The sequence below is a fragment of the Mycobacterium sp. genome, assembly GCF_049683355.1.
GTDB lineage: Bacteria > Actinomycetota > Actinomycetes > Mycobacteriales > Mycobacteriaceae > Mycobacterium.
On record NZ_JBAUJB010000218.1, the window covers coordinates 25,677 to 43,313 of the forward strand.

Sequence of the window (17,637 nt, forward strand, 5' to 3'; positions counted from 1 at the left end):
TTGTGACAATCATCGACGTGGCAACCGACGAGCGGGTGACGCTGCCCCCCGAGGGCGAGGTCGGCGTCGTCGAGATCGGCCCGCTCACACTGGAGAACGGTGCGGTTCTCGACGACGTGTCGATCGCTGTACAGCGGTGGGGGGAACTGTCCCCCGAACGCGACAACGTCGTCATGGTGTTGCACGCACTGACCGGCGACTCACACATCACCGGCCCTGCCGGACCCGACCACCCGACCCCGGGCTGGTGGGACGGAGTGGCCGGTCCGGGCGCGCCGATCGACACCGACCGGTGGTGCGCGATCTCGACCAATGTCATCGGCGGATGCCGGGGCTCCACCGGGCCCAGCTCCCTGGCACCCGACGGAAAGGCCTGGGGTTCAAGGTTCCCCACCACAACGGTGCGCGATCAGGTCGCCGCCGACGTGGCCGCGCTCGAGCGGCTGGGCATCACCGAGGTCGCCGCGGTCATCGGCGGATCCATGGGTGGGGCGCGGGCGCTCGAGTGGATGGTCACCCACCCCGACAACGTCCGCGCCGGACTGGTTCTCGCGGTCGGGGCACGCGCCACCGCCGACCAGATCGGCACGCAGAGCACGCAGGTGTCGGCCATCAAGGCCGACCCGAACTGGTGCAACGGCGACTACTACGGCACCGACCGCCGCCCGGACATGGGCATGCAGATCGCGCGGCGCTTCGCGCACCTGACCTATCGCGGTGAGACCGAACTCGACGACCGCTTCGCCAACGACCCTCAGGGCGACGAGGATCCGACCACCGGTGGTCGCTACTCGGTGCAGAGCTATCTGGAGTACCAGGGCCGAAAGATCGTGTCGCGCTTCGACGCCGGAACCTACGTCGCGCTCACCGACGCCCTGTCGAGCCACGACATCGGCCGCGGCAGGGGTGGCGTGGAGGCGGTGCTGCGCGGGTGCCCGGTACCCGCGGTGGTCGGCGGTATCACCTCCGACCGGCTCTATCCGCTGCGCCTGCAGGCCGAATTGGCCGAGCTGCTGCCTGGCTGCGACGGGCTCGACGTGGTCGATTCGATCTACGGCCACGACGGCTTCCTGCTCGAGACCGACGCCGTCGGCAAGCTGATCCGCCGGACGTTGGAGCTGGCGTCGCGGTGACCGGCTCCCCCGAACAGCGTTCGCTGTCGTTCGGTGCAGAGGCCGCGGCCTACGAACGCGGCCGCCCGTCCTACCCGCCGGAGTCGATCGACTGGCTGCTGCCGCCGGGAGCCCGGACCGTGCTGGACCTGGGCGCCGGGACCGGCAAACTGACCACCCGGCTGGTGGAGCGCGGCCTCGACGTCTTCGCCGTCGACCCGATCCCCGAGATGCTCGAACTGCTGAGTTCGTCGCTGCCCGAAACCCCGGCGCTGCTGGGGACCGCCGAGGAGATCCCGCTGGCCGACGACAGCGTCGACGCGGTGCTGGTGGCGCAGGCATGGCACTGGTTCGACCCGGAACGGGCGATCAAGGAGGTGGCCCGCGTGCTGCGCCCCGGTGGCCGGCTGGGCCTGGTGTGGAACACCCGCGACGAGCGGATGGGCTGGGTGAAGGACCTCGGTCAGATCATCGGCCACGACGACGCGCACAGCCACACCGCGGACCTCCCCGTCCCGTTCGGTGATGTCGAACGGCACCAGGTGGAGTGGACCAGCTACCTGACACCGCAGGCGCTGACCGACCTGGTGGCATCGCGCAGCTACTGCATCACCTCGCCGGAGCGGGTCCGCGCCCAGACCCTGGACCGGGTGCGCGAGCTGCTGGCCACCCATCCCGCGCTGGCCAACGTCGGCGGCCTGGCGCTGCCCTACGTCACGGTGTGCCTCCGCGCGACCCTGACCTGAGCCGCGGAATAGCGTTCCTGGTCGTGACCAAGGCCTGATTCACTGCCCTGGCTTCACTCTCACGCGGCGGCGAGCCGGCTCACGCGGCAGCCGGGTTTCCGGCCTGCCGCAACGCGGTGAGCAGTCCGCGCCGGGGACCCGACGACGGCGCCGCCTCCCCGTTGCGGAGGGCCTGGACAGCCCGGCCGAACCCGCGCTCCGATCGGGTCTCGGGTACGTCGTCGGCGGTGGCCCGCAACATCCGGTCCGGCAGCGCGAGCTTGAGGATCGTCCAGAACGACTGGAAGTACTGGCGCGCACGAGGACCCGTCGTGTAGGGCAGGTCGTACTTCTCGCACAATGCCCGCACCCGCACGCTGATCTCCGCATAGCGGTTGCTCGGCAGATCCGGGAACAGATGGTGCTCGATCTGGTAGCACAGGTTGCCGCTCATGAACGCCATGACCGGCCCGGCGTGAAAGTTCGCCGACCCCAGCATCTGTCGCAGGTACCACTCGCCCTGCGTCTCGTTCTCGAACTCCTCGACGGTGAACTTGTCCGCACCGTCGGGGAAGTGACCGCAGAAGATCACCATGTAGGACCAGTAGTTGCGGATCAGGTTGGCCACGAAATTGGCCTTCATGGTGTGCTTCCAGTTGGTGCCGGCCAGCGCCGGGAACACGATGTAGTCCTTGCCCACCTGCTTGCCGACCTTGCGGCCGATGATCTTGAGGTCCTTTCGCACCTCGGCCATCGACTTCTCACCTTTGCGGTACTTCGTCGTCTCCACCCCGTGCAGCGCCACCCCCCACTCGAACAGGGTGCCGAGCGTCAGGTTGTAGATCGGGTTGCCGATCATCCACCCTTCCCACCGCTGGTCCCGGGTGAGCCGCATGATGCCGTAGCCGATGTCGTCATCCAGCCCGACCACGTTGGTGTACTTGTGGTGGATGAAGTTGTGAGACTTCTTCCAGTGCACCGACGGCGACATGGTGTCCCACTCCCATTCGGTGGAGTGGATCTCCGGGTCGTTCATCCAGTCCCACTGCCCGTGGGTGATGTTGTGGCCCAGCTCCATGTTCTCGATGATCTTGGCCGTCGCCAGCATCGCGGTGCCGGCGACCCGCGCGATCCGGCTGCTGCTCGCGAACAGCGCCGCCCGGCCGCCGGCCGCCAACGCGCGCTGCAACTGGATGGTGCGCCGGATGTACTGCGCGTCGCGCTCGCCGCGTGATTCCTCCACGTCCGCCCGGATCGCGTCGAGTTCGGCGGTGATGTTCTCGACGTCCTCGGTGGTCAGATGCGCGTAGGCCTTGATGTCGGTGATCGCCATGATGTTCCCTTCAGACGTTGATGGTGCAGTTGCCGGATGCGGTGGAGATGCAGGTCTGGATCCGGTCGCCGGCGCCGTGCTCCTGCCCTGACCGGAAGTCGCGCACGTTGCCCGCCTCCAGCGGCAACACGCAGGTCTGGCAGATGCCCATTCGACAGCCGAAGGGCATCTGGATGCCGACCTCTTCCCCGGCCTGCATGATCGACGTCGCGCCGTCGATCTCGATGGTCTTGTCGGAGATCGCGAACGTCACGGTGCCGCCCTCGCCCCCCTTGTCGGTGGCGGCGATGCTGAACCGCTCCATGTGCAGCGAATCTTCGAGGCCGTTCTCCTCCCAAATCTTCTCGACGGTGTCGAGCATCGCGGTGGGCCCGCACGCCCAGGCCGAACGCTCACGCCAGTCGGCCACGATGTCGTCGAGCCTGTCGAAGTCGAGCTTGCCGTCCTGTTCGGTGATCTGCAGGTGCAGCCGGTAACCGTCCTGCTCGCTTTCCAGCCGGCGCAGCTCGTCGTGGAAGATCACCGCGTCGGCCGACGGCGCCGAGTGCACGTGCACGATGTCCGGCCGGTCACCTCGAGCCCGCAGGGACCGCAGCATCGCCATGATCGGGGTGATGCCGACGGAGGTGGGTCCGGAAGCGCGAAATCGCCTTTGGCGGACGCGAGTCGGATGATGGTCCCGGGTTCGACGCCGTTGACCAGGTGCGTGGACAGGAACCCCTCGGGGGTGGCCTTGACCGTGATCGAGATGTCGTCGTCTTTCAGATCGGAGACCGAGGTCAGCGAGTACGACCGCCAGTGCCAGCGACCGGCCACCCGCAGCCCGATGCCCACGTACTGCCCCGCCCGGTAGTCGCCCGAGAATCCCCACCCGGGACGGATGATCACCGTGGCCGTGTCGTCGGTCTCCGGCCGCACCTCGACGATCTCGCCGCGCAGCTCCCGCGCCGACCACAGCGGGTTCAGCAACGACAGATAGTCGTCGGGCAGCAGTGGCGTGGTGGCCCGCGCAGCCAGGCCGCGAACCATGTTGACCCAGGATCCCGAGGGGGCGGACACATCACGGGCGGGCGCTTTGCTCCACCGCGCCAAGGTCTTCAACGCCGACACCATCAATCGCCTTTCACTCGCGGATGACGGGCTGTGACCGCTGTCACAAGCCCGATGCGAGCGGTCTACCCTACTCGCGAGTAGCTAAAACGCATCCGGCCCTAAAGTCGCTAGCTGGTGCCGAGCGGATCGATGGTCCACGCGATGTAGAGCATGGCTGCGCTGACCGACGCGGTGGTGAGGAAGTCGACCGTGCGGGAGCGCACCGCCAGCAGTCCGATCCGGTCGTCGGACAGCGTCAACCGCAGCCCGGCAGCGACCGCGACGCCGACGGCCATCACCGCCGCGCCGCGGCGCCAGTAGCCCATCGCCACCAGCACAAAAGCCGCCAGCAGGAACAGGCCGACCACCAGGATGGGCCACTGTCCGCCGAAGACCCTGCGGCCCCACTCCCGCAGCGTCACCGGCGCCGTCTGCTCTTCGCGCAAGCGCTCATCGGCGCCGTCTGCTCTTCGCGCTCGGCCCGCTCGGCCCGCTCGACGACGTTGGTGAGCAGAAACGCCCGCGTCAGCGGCCCGACGCCACCGGGATTCGGGGAGACATGGCCGGCCACGTCCCACACGTCGGGATGTACGTCGCCGACCAACTTGCCTGCGTCGTCGCGGCTGACCCCCACGTCGGCGACCGCTGCGCCCGGCCGCACCATCTCGGCGGTCACCATGTGCGGCACCCCGGCCGCGGCGACGATGATGTCGGCCTCGCGGGTGATCTGGGGCAGGTGCCGGGTGGCGGTGTGGCACAGCGTCACCGTGGCGTTCTCCGAGCGACGGGTCAGCAACAGCCCCAGCGGGCGGCCGACGGTGACCCCACGTCCGATGACGACGACGTGCGCGCCGGCGATCTCGACCGGGTAGCGCCGAAGCAGGTGCACGATGCCGCGCGGGGTGCACGGCAACGGGGCCGGCTCGTTGAGCACCAGCTTGCCCAGGTTCATCGGGTGCAGCCCGTCGGCGTCCTTGTCCGGATCGACCCGCTCCAGGGCCGCGTTCTCGTTGAGATGCCTGGGCAGCGGCAGTTGGACGATGTAGCCGGTGCAGTCGGGGTTGGCGTTGAGCTCGTCGAGCACCTCGAGCAGGGCGCCCTGGCTGATGTCGGCGGGCAGGTCGCGGCGGATCGAGTTGATGCCGACCTTGGCGCAGTCGCTGTGCTTGCCGCGGACGTAGGCCTGCGAACCCGGGTCGTCGCCGACCAGCACCGTTGCCAGCCCGGGGGTCCGGCCCGCCGCGGTCAGAGCCGCGACGCGTTCGGTGAGGTCGACGAAGATCTCGTCGCGCGTGGCCTTGCCGTCCAAAGTGATCGCACCCACGGCAGCCATTGTGTCAGGCTCGGTTCTTTCTCCACGGAGGCGTGGCATGCTCGGCGACATGACAGCCCCGCATGATGTGTTCACCCCCGCCAAGCTCGGGCCGATCACGCTCCGCAACCGGATCATCAAAGCCGCGACGTTCGAGGCGTCGACGCCCGACGCGCTGGTCACCGAGGACCTGATCACCTACCACCGGCTGCCGGCCGCCGGCGGGGTCGGGATGACGACGGTCGCCTACTGTGCCGTCACCCCCGGCGGGCGCACCGACGGCTGGCAGCTGTGGATGCGTCCCGAGGCGGTGCCCGGGCTGCGCCGGCTGACCGATGCCATCCATTCCGAGGGCGCGGCGATCAGCGCACAGATCGGTCATGCCGGACCGGTCGCCAACGCGCGCACCAACAAGGCGCAGGCACTGGCCCCGGTGCGGTTCTTCAACCCGTTGTCGATGCGGTTCGCGAAGAAGGCCAGCCGCGAGGACATCGACGCCGTGACCGAGGCGCACGCACGCGCCGCTCGGCTGGCGATCGAATCGGGCTTCGATGCCGTGGAGATCCATCTCGGCCACAACTACCTCGCCAGCGCGTTCCTCAGCCCGCTGATCAACCGCCGCACCGACGAGTTCGGCGGGTCGCTGGAGAACCGCGCGAAGGTGGCCCGCGGGGTCGTGCTGGCGGTCAAACAAGCGGTCGGCGACCAGATCGCGGTCACCGCGAAGCTGAACATGTCCGACGGCGTGCGCGGCGGCATCCCGCTGGAGGAGTCGATCCAGACCGCCAAATGGCTCGAGGAGGACGGCGGGCTGGACGCGCTGGAACTGACCGCGGGCAGTTCGCTGCTCAACCCGATGTTCCTGTTCCGCGGCGGCGCCCCGATCAAGGAGTTCTCCCGGGCGTTCAAGCCACCGCTGCGGTGGGGCATCCGGATGTCGGGCAAGAAGTTCATCCGCGAGTACCCGTACCAGGAGGCCTACCTGATGCGGGAGGCCAAGCAGTTCCGCGCGGAGTTGACGATGCCGCTGATCCTGCTCGGCGGAATCACCAACCGCGAGACGATGGACCGCGCGATGGCCGAGGGTTTCGACTTCGTCGCGATGGGACGTGCGCTGCTGGCCGAGCCCGATCTGCTCAACCGGATCCAGGACGACAACAGCGTGAAGTCGATCTGCGACCACTGCAATCTGTGCATGCCGACGATCTACAGCCACACCTACTGCGTGCGCACCGGTTCGCCGTCACCGGTCAGTTCGGGGAGATGAGTGCCCTGGCGCAGTCCGCCACGATCGTGTCGGCGCCCGCCGGAACGGGCTGGCGTGCCCGCAGGTGGCGCCGCACCACCGCGTAGGGCACATCGATCAATGCGGCGCTGACCCGCCCGGGGTCCTCGGGGATCTCGTTGAGCACCTTGCGGAGCTTGCGCTGCAACCGTTTCCGTCGACCGGTCAGCGGCTCGGGCCACTCGTGCAACCCCAGTTCGTCGGGGCCGGCCAGCAGGACCTGCGCCTCGACCGGGTGTTCGCGGCACCACGCGACAACGCTGAGCGCGGCGGCCACACACCGCTGTTGCGGATCGTCGCCGCTCGTCAGGGCCTCGACGAACGCCTCCTGGAACCGTTCCTCGGTGCGCACCCACAGCTCGCCGCACAACGCCGCGCGGGTCGGGAACCGGTGGTAGACCGAGCCGCTCGGCGCCCCGGTGGTGCGGGCGACCGCCGACATCGTGACCGCGGCGGGACCGTCGGCGGCAAGGAGTTCGGCCGCCGCGTCGAGCAGTACGTCGACGGTGTATCGGGCGGGTCGCGGCATTGCTCCACCCTAAAATAGAGGATAGCCTCTAATAGGTGATCGACACTCGGGAGATTTGATGAATACCGCCACACACACCGCGCGACGCTTCTACAGAGCTCTGTCCGAGCACGACGGCCAGGCGCTATTCGACTTGCTGACAGAGGATTTCGAGGGCCGGGTGAGCGACGGTATGCCCGACGGCGTCGGCGGTGCGCACCATGGGCGTGTCGCGATGATCTCCGACGTGTGGGGACGCATCGACGCCCTCTACGACCTCGACGTCGAACCGGTGGAGTTCCTGGCCGTCGAAGGCGGCGACCGTGTCGTCGTGCTCGGCCGCTACCGGGGCTCGGCGCGCGAGGCCGACACAGGCGTCGACGCCGCCTTCGCACACGTCATCGCCGTGCGGAACGGGCAGATAACGGCGCTGCATCAGATCACAGACACCGTCAGGTGGCACCTCACCGGGTGAGCCGATACCGATAGAGTTGCTCCCGATGTCTAATGTCGCCGCTGGAGCGGCTCCGTGAGCCGACCAGCACCCCCCGCGCTGACCGTTCGGTACGACGGATCCCCACGCACCTTCGCCCCCGGCAGTGACGTCGTCGTGGGCCGGGATCTGCGCGCCGACGTTCGGATCGCCCACCCGTTGATCTCCAGGGCGCACCTGGTGGTGCGGTTCGACCAGGGCCGGTGGATCGCCATCGACAACGGCAGCCTCAACGGGATGTACGTCAACGGGCGCCGGCTGCCCGCCGTCGACATCACCGACGGCCAGCAGATCCATGTCGGCAACCCAGACGGGCCACTGCTGACCTTCGAGGTCGGCCGTCATCAGGGTTCGGTCGGCGCACCGCCACCGACGGCGGCGGTTCCCGTCGCGGGCCGCTCCGGCACAGCCTGGCCCAGCCAGCCGCCGGCCCCGACGATCCGGCCGCCGGCACCGCGCCGACAGCCCGGATATCCCACCGGACCCTCGAATCCGGCGCCGCCGGCACGGCCGGCTCCCGTACCGCAGCCCCTGTCGTCGCCGGGGTTGGAGTCGGCCACCGTGATGGGCCCGGCGGCAGCGCCACGCTCCGCGGACGGCAACCTCGCGACCAGCATGCTGCGGATCCTGCGGCCCGGACGCCCGCAGGAGGCGCCGCCCGGCTCGATCAAGATCGGCCGCGCGCCCGACAACACCATCGTCATCCCCGACGTGCTGGCCTCGCGACACCACGCCACCTTGATCCCGGGACCGTCCGGGACCGCCGAGATCCGCGACAACCGCAGCATCAACGGCACCTTCGTCAACGGCGCCCGGGTGGAGAGCGCGACGCTGACCGAAGGCGACACGGTCACCATCGGCAACGTCGACCTGCTGTTCCGCGACGGCACCCTGGTCCGTCGCACCGCGACCGCCGCCGACACCACCACCGGCGGCCTGGACGTGCACGGCGTCACCTGGACCATCGAGGGCAACAAGACGCTGCTGGAGAACATCTCGATCTCCGCACGGCCGGGGACGCTGACCGCCGTGATCGGGCCCTCGGGCGCGGGCAAGTCCACGTTCGCCCGGCTGGTCGCCGGCTACACCCACCCGACCACCGGCCAGGTGTCGTTCGAAGGCCACGACGTGCACGCCGAGTACGCATCGCTGCGGTCCCGGATCGGCATGGTGCCCCAGGACGACGTGGTGCACGGCCAGCTGACGGTCCGGCAGGCGCTGATGTACGCCGCCGAGCTTCGGCTGCCCCCCGACACCACCAAGACCGACCGCGAGCAGGTCGTCAACGAGGTGCTCGAGGAACTCGAGATGACCAAGCACCTCGACACCCGCGTCGACAAGCTCTCCGGCGGGCAGCGCAAGCGGGCCTCGGTGGCGCTCGAACTGCTGACCGGCCCGTCACTGCTCATCCTCGACGAGCCGACCTCGGGTCTGGACCCGGCGCTGGACCGCCAGGTGATGACGATGCTGCGGCAGCTGGCCGACGCCGGCCGCGTGGTGCTCGTCGTCACCCACTCCCTGACCTACCTCGACGTCTGCGACCAGGTGCTGCTGCTCGCCCCGGGGGGCAAGACCGCCTTCTACGGCCCGCCCGACCAGATCGGCGCGTCGATGGGGACGACCAACTGGGCCGACATCTTCTCCGGCGTCGCCGGTGACCCGGACGCCGCAGCGCAGCGCTACCTGGCCCAGCACGGGCCGCCGCCACCGCCACCGGCCGCCCTGACCCCGTCGGAGCTGGGCAACCCGGCCCGCACCAGCGTGCCGAGGCAGTTGTCCACGATCGCCCGGCGCCAGATCCGGCTGGTGATCTCCGACCGCGGCTACTTCGCGTTCCTGATGATGCTGCCGTTCATCATGGGTGTGCTGTCGCTGTCGGTACCCGGCGACGTCGGGTTCGGCGTGCCGAGGACCGCGATGGAAGGCGGTGAAGCGCCCAACGAGCCGGGACAGATCCTGGTGATGCTCAACGTGGGTGCGATCTTCATGGGCACCGCCCTGACCATCCGCGCACTGATCGGCGAGCGGGCCATCTTCAAACGCGAGCAGGCCGTCGGCCTGTCCACGACCGCTTATCTGATGGCGAAGGTGGTGGTGTTCACCGCCTTCGCCATCGTGCAGTCGGCGATCGTCACGTCGATCGCGATCGCGGGCAAGGGCTGGGGTCCGGGGTCGGTCGAGAGTGGCGCGGTGATCGGCGACCGCAGCCTGGAGTTGTTCGTCGACATCGCGGCGACGTGCGTGGCCGCGGCGATGGTCGGCCTGGCGCTGTCCGCTCTGGCCAAGTCGTCCGAGCAGATCATGCCGCTGCTGGTGGTCGCGATCATGAGCCAGCTGGTGTTCTCCGGTGGCATGATCCCGGTGACCGACCGGCTGGTGCTCGACCAGATGTCTTGGGCCACACCGGCGCGGTGGGGTTTCGCAGCCTCGGCGTCCACGATCGACCTGATCCGGCTGGTGCCCGGACCGTTGACACCGAAGGACCGGCACTGGGAGCATACCTCCGGCGCATGGCTGTTCGACATGGCGATGCTGGCGGCGATCAGCGTCTTCTATCTGGGGTTCGTGCGCTGGCGGCTGCGGCTCAAACCCGCCTGACAGAAGCGGTAGGCAAGCCGCGTCATCTTCCGTAGGGTCATGCGCGGGGGTGGCGATGGAACAGCAAGTGTCCGAGAACGACGTGTCCGAAAACAACGTGTCCGAAAGCGACGTGTCCGAAAGCGACGTGACGATGCGCAGTGCCGCACTGGACGGCGCGCTTGCAGAGATGCAGCAGTGGGGCGTGGACCGCTTCAGCTTCGAAGGGGTCGCACACCGCTCCCGCCTGCCCACCGAGTACCTCCGCCAGACCTGGGTCAGCGAACGACAACTCATCATCGACACGATGACCGGCTACAGCGAAACGCTGATCGCACTGCGCGACACCGGCTCGCTGCACAGCGACCTCACCGCGCTCGCGCTGTCCCTCGGCACAATCCTCAACGATCCCGTCGGACGCAGGATCACCCGGATGTTCGTCGTCGACTGCAAGTCCATGGCCGTCGACTCCGAGACCAGGGTGCAGTTCTGGATGTTGCGCCGCAAAACGATCGAGGACATCTTCGCGCGAGCCGCCGCCCGCGGTGAGCTGCGCGGCGACGCGGACCCGTTGATGACGCTGCAGCTGCTGACCTCGCCACTGCACAGCGTCGCCCTGTTCACCGACCTGCCGGTCACGCCCAAGTACTGCCGCGCCATCGCCGACATGGTGACCCGCGCAATCCGCGCCGGTTAGCCGAGCAGCCAGTCGTTGGGCGAGAACAGCTCGCAGTGCATCCGCTCGGCGAGCACCCCGCGACCGACCAGCTGGGAGCGGACCGCCTGCACGAAACCGCTGTTGCCGCACAGGTAGAAGTGGGCGCCGTCGGGAAGCTCGACACCGTCCAGTGACAACAGGCCGGGATGCGCGCCGGCGGTGATTCCGTCCTCGTACCAGACGTCAAGGTCGGCGCGAGGCAACTGGGTGACCAGTTCGTGCTGGCGTTCCCGCAGCGGATGGCTCTGGTCACTGCGGTCGGCGTGCAGCACCCGCACCGCGGTGTCCGGCGCCTCGGCGGCGAGGTGTTCCAGGATGCCGACCATCGGGGTGATCCCGATGCCCGCCGCAATCAACACCAGCGGCACGTCACCGGTCGGGGCGGGCAGATCGCCGAACGGCACGGTGACATCGAGCAGGTCGCCGACACACACGTTCGCCGCGATCCAACCGGACACCTCACCGGCGGGCTGATCGGCGATGGCCGACACCGGCTTGACCGCGAAGGTCAGCTCGTCGCCGGGGGCGTTGACCAGGCTGTACTGGCGCAGCTGGCGGGCGCCGTCGGGCAGCGTCACCCCGACCGAAACATACTGTCCCGGAAGGAAATCGGAGAACGGCTCATCGTCTGACCGGACGGTGAGGAGCACGGTGCCGGACGGGTCGTCGACCCTCGAGACCACCCGGGCCCGGCGGTACACGTTGCCGTCGTCGACCCCCGCGGCGCGGTAGAGGTCGCGCTCGAGAGCGATCAGGGTGTCGGCCATGATCCAGAACACCCGGTCCCAGGCCCCGGCCACCTCTTCGGTGACGGTGTCGGCGCCCAGCACCGCCACGATCGCGGCGAACAGATTCTCGTACACGATCGGGTACTGGTCTGCGGTCACCCCGAGCGAGGCGTGCTTGTGCCCGATCCGCGACAGCAGCTCGGCCGGGTGCGGCAGCGCCGGGTCGACCAGATGGGTGGCGAAGGTCGCGATGGACGCCGCCAGCGCACGCTGCTGGCCGCCTTGGGCCTGGTTGCCGCGGTTGAAAAGGTTGCGCAGCAGTTCCGGGTGGGCGTCGAACATCCGGCGATAGAAGTCGGTGGTGATCTCGTCGATGTGCGCACCGATCAGCGGAAGCGTCGCGGACACGATCTGCGCGTGCGCGGGCTCGAGTTCGGCGGGTGCGGCGGTGACGTTCATCGTGGGCCTTTCGGTGGTGGTGGGTGGGCCGTTACTCAGGTTGTGGGCGGGCCGTGGCTCATGGTCAGCAGCGACAGGTTCGCTCCCCGGGACAGATCGCTGACGTTGTAGCGGTCCAGCTCGCGGTAAAACGCTTCCTTGGCGTCGGCGAGCGCGCGCCGCAGCCGGCATGCCGAGATCAGCGGGCACGGGTTCTCGCCACCGCACTCGATGACCTCCCGGTCGCCTTCGAGGCGACGGACCAGCCACCCGACGGACGCTCGCCGTCCCTCCTCGGTGAGGGCGAGACCCCCGGTGCGGCCGCGACGGGCGTGCACCATGCCGAGGTCGGCCAGCCGGGAGACCGCCTTGGCGATGTGGTTCTCCGAGGCGTTGGCGCCGGCGGCGATCGAACCGGTGGTGACCCGCTGACCGTCGGCCTCCCCGGCAGCGAGCAGCATCATCGCCCGTAGCCCGAGATCGGTGAACCGGGTCAGTTGCATGCCACTGACGCTAGTAATTGCGCATCGCAGATGCGACTTTTAGCGGCGTGCCGTCAAACACCCCATGACGTGCGGTTTTTTGACCAGGCTCATCAGCTGACGGCGGACGGCGACGGTGGCGCCGTACCGCCCTGCGGTTCCCGAACAGCCATCAGGCGGACGATCTCGTCACAGTCCGCCGCCGACGGGAGCCCCATTCCCGGCTTGTACCCGTAGACCTCGTGCAGCGGCGTGGAGCCGGTGCGGCCGTCGAGGACGTCCACGGAGTCGGTACTGATCAGGCCGGGATGCTCCACTCCACACGCCTCGGCCACCTTCACCAGGTCCCGGCGCATCGTCTTGATGTAGTTCGCGGTCCGGACCGCCTTCTCTTCGGGCACCAGGCCGCGGGCCAGCCAGGCGTTCTGGGTGGCGACCCCGGTGGGGCAGGTGTCGGTGTGGCACTTCTGAGCCTGGATACACCCGATCGCCAGCATCGGTTCGCGCGCCACGCTCACCATGTCGCAGCCCAGCGCGAAGGCGACCACGGCGTTGTCGGGCAGGCCGAGCTTGCCGCCGCCGATGAAGGCGACCCGCTCCTGCAGACCGCGTTCGGCGAAGATCTGATACACCCTGGCGAAGCCGAGCTGGAACGGCAGCGACACGGTGTCGGTGAAGATCAGCGGCGCCGCGCCAGTGCCGCCCTCGCCGCCGTCGATGGTCACGAAGTCGACCCCGCGGTCCGTTCTGCACATCAGGTCGGCGAGCCCGTGCCAGAACTCGAGATCGCCGACCGCCGACTTGATCCCCACCGGTAGCCCGGTCTCGGCGGCGAGTAACTCGACCCAGTCGAGCAGGCTGTCGGTGTCGTCGAACTCGGCGTGCCGCGACGGGCTGGCGCAGTCGCGCCCCTCCGGGATGCCGCGGGCGGCGGCGATCTCGGCGGACACCTTGGTCGCGGGCAACAACCCGCCCAGACTCGGCTTGGCCCCCTGGCTGAGTTTGATCTCCAGGGCCCGCACGGGCGCACCGGCCACCACGTCCTTGAGCTTGTCGATGCTGAAGCGGCCCTCGGCGTCGCGGCAGCCGAAATAGGCGGTTCCGATCTGGAAGATCAACTCGCCGCCGTGGCGGTGGTAGCGGGACAGCCCACCTTCCCCGGTGTTGTGCAGGCAGCCGGCGATCGCGGCGCCGCGGTTGAGAGCCTCGACGGCGTTGGCCGACAGCGAGCCGAAACTCATCGCCGAGATGTTGACCACCGATCTCGGCCGAAACGCCTGCCGGCGGCCGCGCGCGGCACCGATCACCTTTGCGCACGGCAGCTCGACCGCGCGGGTGGCCTGCGGCCCGGTGGCGGGTGCTGCGCGGCTGAAGGTGCGGTGCTTGATCACCGGATAGCCGGCCGTGTACTCGAGATCGTTGTCGGTGCCGAACCCGAAGTAGTTGTTCTCGCTCTTCGCCGAGGCGTAGACCCACCGGCGCTGGTCACGGGTGAACGGCCGCTCCTCGTCGTTGGCGGCGACGATGTACTGCCGCAGCTCCGGGCCGACGGATTCCAGCAGGTACCGGGCGCGCCCGAGGAGAGGATAGTTGCGCAGCAACGCGTGCTTGCGCTGGAAGAGGTCGCGGGCCACGACTGCTGCCGCGGCCGATCCGACGGCTGCGACAACGCTGCGAACGCGGCTCATGCGCGAAGTGTTTCCCGCCCAGCACGAGCCGAAACGGTCCCGGACTCACCCGACTCACCCGCCGATGTCGAGTCCGTGCGCCGCCGCGTAGGCCAGCCCCTGCTCGATGTCGACCTTGGCGCCCCGCAGTTTCGCGGTGGTCCAGAACGTCGGATCGGTACGGGCGCCCCGCAGATCGGCACCCTCGAGGCGCGCGTCCTGTGCCCGCACGCCGCTGAGGTCGGCGCGCCGCAACACCGCCTCGCGCAGGTCGGTGCCCACCAGGCTGGCCTCACGCAGCCTGCAATCGGACAGGTCGACCTTGCGCAGGTCGGCGCCGCCGAGAACGGCCAGCGTGAAATCCACCTCGACCATCGTCACCGGCCGCATCCGGCACTCGGTGAACGTCGACCCCAGGAAGCTGCAGTGGCGGAACGTGCTGTGCCACAGCGAAGTTCGGCGAAACGTGCAGTTGCGGAACGCGGAGCCGACATGCTCGGAGTCGGACAGGTCGACACCGGAGAAGTTGCACCCGGTGAATATCACCCGCTCGGTCTTGAGCCGGCTGAGGTCGTCGTCGCGGAAATCGCAACCGTCGAACTCACGATCGGCCTCGAAGGAGTCCACCCCGTCAGCCGGCCGGCGTGAGCCGGCTCAGCGCGTACTCGGCGACCGCGATCAGCGCCGCCTTCGCCGAGTCCCGACTGCGGGCGTCGACGGCCATCACCGGCACGTGGTCGGACAGGGCGAGCGCCGTGCGCACCGCTCCGAGCGGATGTCGCGGCGCACCGTCGAACTCGTTGACGGCAACCAGAAACGGTAGGTTCCGCGCCTCGAAGAAATCCACCGCGGCAAAGCTGTCGGCCAGTCGGCGAACGTCGACAAGGACGATCGCACCGATCGCGCCGCGTACCAGGTCGTCCCACATGAACCAGAACCGTCGCTGCCCCGGGGTGCCGAACAGGTACAGCACCAGGTCCTCGCCCAGGCTGATCCGGCCGAAATCCATGGCGACCGTGGTGGTCGTCTTCATCGGGGTGGCATCCAGACCGTCGACCCCCGCCGAGGCGTTGGTCACCAGGGCCTCGGTGCGCAGCGGAACGATCTCCGACACCGCGCCCACGAACGTCGTCTTTCCGGCCCCGAAGCCACCGGAGATGACGATCTTCGTCGACGCCGCCCCCCTAGAGTGCCCTGAGACCACGCAGAGTCCTCCCGATCAGTTCACGTCGTTCGTCGGCCGTCGCGGCCCCGCCCAGGGTGGTGTGCACCCGCAGATAACCCTGCACCACCAGATCCCCCACCAGCACCCGCGCCACGCCGAGCGGCAGTGAGAGATGCGCGGCAATCTCGGCGACCGAGGGACGCTCGGCACACATCGCCAGAATCTGCCCGCGGACGTCGTTGCCCGGCCACCCCGGCGGCTGCGCGGGGGACACCGCGCCCACCGGCGCCTCCAGCGGGAGCTCGACACGTGCGTCGGTGCGCCCGGCGGTCAGCGTGTACGGGCGGACCAGACTCGGCTCGTCGTCGCTGCGCCCCTGATCCATCGGGCGCTCACGAGTGTTGCGGGGTGCGTCGCGCGGACTGGACGACCGATCCCACCTGTTCCACCAGGATCGCCATCTCGTAGCCGATCTGTCCGATGTCGCAGTGGTGCACGGCCAGCGTCGCGAGGTTCGACCCGTCGCCGACCCTCATCAGCAGCAGGTAACCGTTCTCCATCTCGACCACCGACTGCAGCACGTGTCCGCCGTCGAAGAGTTGAGCTGCACCGGTCGACAGACTCGCCAGGCCGGAAGCGACCGCCGCGAGCTGGTCGGCCCGCTCCCCCGGCATGTGCTCGCTGGCCGCCATCAGCAGTCCGTCCGCCGACACCAGGATCGCGTGGGAAACCCCCGCCACCTCTCGGGCGAACCGGGACACCAGCCAGTCGAGCGAATCGCGCTGCTGCGAGTCGGTCATTCGGTGTCGGCTCCTCCGGTCTGCCGAACGCGGGAGCGGGCGGCGTGCACGCCGCCGAAGTGGTTACCGATGCTCGCCCGGACGGCGTCGGGATCACGGACAGGCGTCGTGTGAGCGCCGCTGCCGTTACCCCCCTCGACGGGCGATGTTACCCGCCGACGGTGCTGCTCGCCTGCGGCATGCTCGGCGGCTCCGGGCACCAGACGCGCTCCCGGTTGACGCATCGGCAGGCCCTCGGCTGTGTGGTCGCGCACCGGCGCGTCGTCCGCGGCGGCGGCGGCCGACCAGCCGTGGTCCCAGACCGACTTCCAGTTCAGGTCGGTGCTCTGGGACAGCTCATGCGGGTCGACGAGCCACTCGGAGAGCATCTTCTGATAGATGGCGTCCGCGCTGTCGGGTTCCTCGGGGGCGGCGTGACGGGAATGTCCGTTGCGGGGCGCGAAGAACGCGGCGACGTCGGAGCGGCCGGGTGGCTGCTGGGCCGCGACCGGTTCGGGGGCGGTGATCCCGCTGGCGCCGGGCCGGCGCTGCGGCAGCTGATCCGCCGCTGGGACAGCGACGGGCTCGGTGTGCCGCGGCTCGTCGAGGGCGAGGGCGGTGGCGATACCGGCGTGCGCGTCGGCCTGCTGTTCGTCGGCCACGCTATAGGTCAGCCGCGGTGCGGCGCCGACGAGCTGCCCGGCCGGCACGTACACCCCCGCGGTGGTGCCCGAGCCGGGTTCCTCGGCGACGGTGCTGCGCAGCCGCACCACCAGCCCGTGCTGAGCGGCAAGCCGTCCCACCACAAAAAGGCCCATGTGCCGGGCGGTGTAGGGGTTGACCTCGCCACCGGACTGCAGGCGGGTGTTGGCCACCCGCAGGTCGGGTTCTGTCATTCCCAGGCCGGTGTCGGCGACCTCGACCACCAGGCCACCGGTGCCGGTGGGCACCGCCGAGACCTTCACCTGCGACGTGGGCGGCGAGTATCGCAGCGCGTTGTCCAGCAGCTCGGCAAGCAGGTGCACGAGGTCGCCCGCGACTGCCCCGGCGATCTCGGTGTCGGGCAGGCCGGCGGTGGTGATGCGGGTGTAGTCCTCCACCTCGGAGGCCGCCGCGTTGACGAGCGCGGTCACCGGCACCGGGTCGGCCTGCTCGCGGGGAATCCGGGCACCCGCCAGCACCATCAGGTTGGCGCCGTTGCGACGCATCCGTGCCGCCAGGTG

General features: G+C 69.2%; 18 protein-coding genes and 1 pseudogene. 6 read left to right on the forward strand and 13 right to left on the reverse strand.

The genetic code is table 11. The annotated features are described in order from the left end of the window. The first annotated feature begins 2 nt into the window (after positions 1-2). Entirely contained in the window at positions 3-1,133 is a 1,131-nt protein-coding gene (metX, locus tag WA944_RS13190) for a homoserine O-acetyltransferase MetX (RefSeq protein WP_526369939.1), read from the forward strand. Next, entirely contained in the window at positions 1,130-1,858 is a 729-nt protein-coding gene (locus WA944_RS13195; protein ID WP_526647016.1) for a class I SAM-dependent methyltransferase, read from the forward strand. Before metX ends, WA944_RS13195 begins: the two co-directional genes overlap by 4 nt. A 79-nt stretch (positions 1,859-1,937) precedes the next feature. Here WA944_RS13195 and WA944_RS13200 read toward each other — a convergent pair whose 3' ends face one another. From WA944_RS13200 to WA944_RS13215, 4 genes and pseudogenes are all read right to left on the reverse strand, one after another. After that, complete coding sequence (locus tag WA944_RS13200; protein WP_526369935.1) at positions 1,938-3,170, reverse strand: fatty acid desaturase family protein; 1,233 nt, start codon at positions 3,168-3,170, stop codon at positions 1,938-1,940. A gap of 10 nt (positions 3,171-3,180) precedes the next feature. Then, positions 3,181-4,283: pseudogene (locus WA944_RS13205) on the reverse strand (ferredoxin reductase). 107 nt (positions 4,284-4,390) lie between these two features. Continuing rightward, positions 4,391-4,708 carry a DUF3017 domain-containing protein gene (locus WA944_RS13210; protein ID WP_526369933.1) on the reverse strand — a complete coding sequence of 106 codons (318 nt, stop codon included), beginning with the start codon at positions 4,706-4,708 and terminating at the stop codon, positions 4,391-4,393. Further along, on the reverse strand, positions 4,681-5,586 hold the full coding sequence (locus WA944_RS13215; RefSeq protein ID WP_526647018.1) for a bifunctional methylenetetrahydrofolate dehydrogenase/methenyltetrahydrofolate cyclohydrolase: 906 nt from the start codon (positions 5,584-5,586) through the stop codon (positions 4,681-4,683). The genes WA944_RS13210 and WA944_RS13215 overlap by 28 nt, the downstream gene beginning before the upstream one ends. Positions 5,587-5,632: 46 nt before the next feature. Here WA944_RS13215 and WA944_RS13220 point away from each other — a divergent pair, with 46 nt between their 5' ends. Further along, the gene (locus tag WA944_RS13220) at positions 5,633-6,841 is read left to right on the forward strand and encodes an NADH:flavin oxidoreductase (protein WP_526611653.1); all 1,209 of its coding nucleotides are present in this window, start codon (positions 5,633-5,635) and stop codon (positions 6,839-6,841) included. On the opposite strand, the gene WA944_RS13225 is transcribed toward WA944_RS13220, so the two are convergent. After that, on the reverse strand, positions 6,825-7,388 hold the full coding sequence (locus WA944_RS13225) for a TetR/AcrR family transcriptional regulator (protein WP_526368406.1): 564 nt from the start codon (positions 7,386-7,388) through the stop codon (positions 6,825-6,827). The two genes, WA944_RS13220 and WA944_RS13225, sit on opposite strands and share 17 nt — an antisense overlap. A 58-nt stretch (positions 7,389-7,446) precedes the next feature. On the opposite strand from WA944_RS13225, the gene WA944_RS13230 reads away from it, so the two are divergent. From WA944_RS13230 to WA944_RS13240, 3 genes are all read left to right on the forward strand, one after another. Then, positions 7,447-7,842 carry a nuclear transport factor 2 family protein gene (locus WA944_RS13230; RefSeq protein ID WP_163888501.1) on the forward strand — a complete coding sequence of 132 codons (396 nt, stop codon included), beginning with the start codon at positions 7,447-7,449 and terminating at the stop codon, positions 7,840-7,842. A gap of 54 nt (positions 7,843-7,896) precedes the next feature. Beyond that, complete coding sequence (locus WA944_RS13235; protein WP_526607856.1) at positions 7,897-10,458, forward strand: FHA domain-containing protein; 2,562 nt, start codon at positions 7,897-7,899, stop codon at positions 10,456-10,458. A gap of 67 nt (positions 10,459-10,525) precedes the next feature. Continuing rightward, complete coding sequence (locus WA944_RS13240) at positions 10,526-11,134, forward strand: TetR/AcrR family transcriptional regulator C-terminal ligand-binding domain-containing protein (RefSeq protein ID WP_526647017.1); 609 nt, start codon at positions 10,526-10,528, stop codon at positions 11,132-11,134. Here the strand turns inward: WA944_RS13240 and WA944_RS13245 are convergent. The 8 genes from WA944_RS13245 to WA944_RS13280 form a co-directional block, all read right to left on the reverse strand. Beyond that, positions 11,131-12,342: a globin domain-containing protein gene (locus tag WA944_RS13245; RefSeq protein ID WP_526374506.1), complete on the reverse strand. Its 1,212-nt coding sequence runs from the start codon at positions 12,340-12,342 to the stop codon at positions 11,131-11,133. The two genes, WA944_RS13240 and WA944_RS13245, sit on opposite strands and share 4 nt — an antisense overlap. Before the next feature lie 35 nt (positions 12,343-12,377). After that, a complete protein-coding gene (locus WA944_RS13250; RefSeq protein WP_526374508.1) occupies positions 12,378-12,824 on the reverse strand; it encodes an RrF2 family transcriptional regulator in 447 nt (148 codons plus the stop codon). 92 nt (positions 12,825-12,916) lie between these two features. Further along, entirely contained in the window at positions 12,917-14,491 is a 1,575-nt protein-coding gene (locus WA944_RS13255) for an FMN-binding glutamate synthase family protein (protein WP_526374510.1), read from the reverse strand. Positions 14,492-14,545: 54 nt separating this feature from the next. Beyond that, positions 14,546-15,097, reverse strand: a complete 552-nt coding sequence (locus tag WA944_RS13260; RefSeq protein ID WP_163888496.1) for a pentapeptide repeat-containing protein — start codon at positions 15,095-15,097, stop codon at positions 14,546-14,548. Positions 15,098-15,101: 4 nt separating this feature from the next. Then, on the reverse strand, positions 15,102-15,674 hold the full coding sequence (locus WA944_RS13265; RefSeq protein ID WP_163888495.1) for a GTP-binding protein: 573 nt from the start codon (positions 15,672-15,674) through the stop codon (positions 15,102-15,104). Then, a complete protein-coding gene (locus WA944_RS13270; RefSeq protein ID WP_163888494.1) occupies positions 15,655-16,020 on the reverse strand; it encodes a DUF742 domain-containing protein in 366 nt (121 codons plus the stop codon). The genes WA944_RS13265 and WA944_RS13270 overlap by 20 nt, the downstream gene beginning before the upstream one ends. 7 nt (positions 16,021-16,027) lie before the next feature. Next, positions 16,028-16,435, reverse strand: coding sequence for a roadblock/LC7 domain-containing protein (locus tag WA944_RS13275; protein WP_163888493.1), 408 nt, complete (start codon positions 16,433-16,435; stop codon positions 16,028-16,030). Then, positions 16,432-17,637, reverse strand: a 1,206-nt coding sequence (locus WA944_RS13280) for a sensor histidine kinase (protein ID WP_526610511.1), incomplete at its 5' end; no start/stop codon positions are given. The genes WA944_RS13280 and WA944_RS13275, both read right to left, overlap by 4 nt.

Bases quoted from the DNA above. Each gene is read 5' to 3' on its own strand.
- WA944_RS13220 (WP_526611653.1), top strand. From the start codon at position 5,633: ATGCTCGGCGACATGACAGCCCCGCATGATGTGTTCACCCCCGCCAAG.
- WA944_RS13255 (WP_526374510.1), bottom strand. From the start codon at position 14,491: ATGAGCCGCGTTCGCAGCGTTGTCGCAGCCGTCGGATCGGCCGCGGCA.
- WA944_RS13230 (WP_163888501.1), top strand. From the start codon at position 7,447: ATGAATACCGCCACACACACCGCGCGACGCTTCTACAGAGCTCTGTCC.
- WA944_RS13225 (WP_526368406.1), bottom strand. From the start codon at position 7,388: ATGCCGCGACCCGCCCGATACACCGTCGACGTACTGCTCGACGCGGCG.
- WA944_RS13245 (WP_526374506.1), bottom strand. From the start codon at position 12,342: ATGAACGTCACCGCCGCACCCGCCGAACTCGAGCCCGCGCACGCGCAG.
- WA944_RS13270 (WP_163888494.1), bottom strand. From the start codon at position 16,020: ATGGATCAGGGGCGCAGCGACGACGAGCCGAGTCTGGTCCGCCCGTAC.
- WA944_RS13275 (WP_163888493.1), bottom strand. From the start codon at position 16,435: ATGACCGACTCGCAGCAGCGCGATTCGCTCGACTGGCTGGTGTCCCGG.
- WA944_RS13250 (WP_526374508.1), bottom strand. From the start codon at position 12,824: ATGCAACTGACCCGGTTCACCGATCTCGGGCTACGGGCGATGATGCTG.
- WA944_RS13200 (WP_526369935.1), bottom strand. From the start codon at position 3,170: ATGGCGATCACCGACATCAAGGCCTACGCGCATCTGACCACCGAGGAC.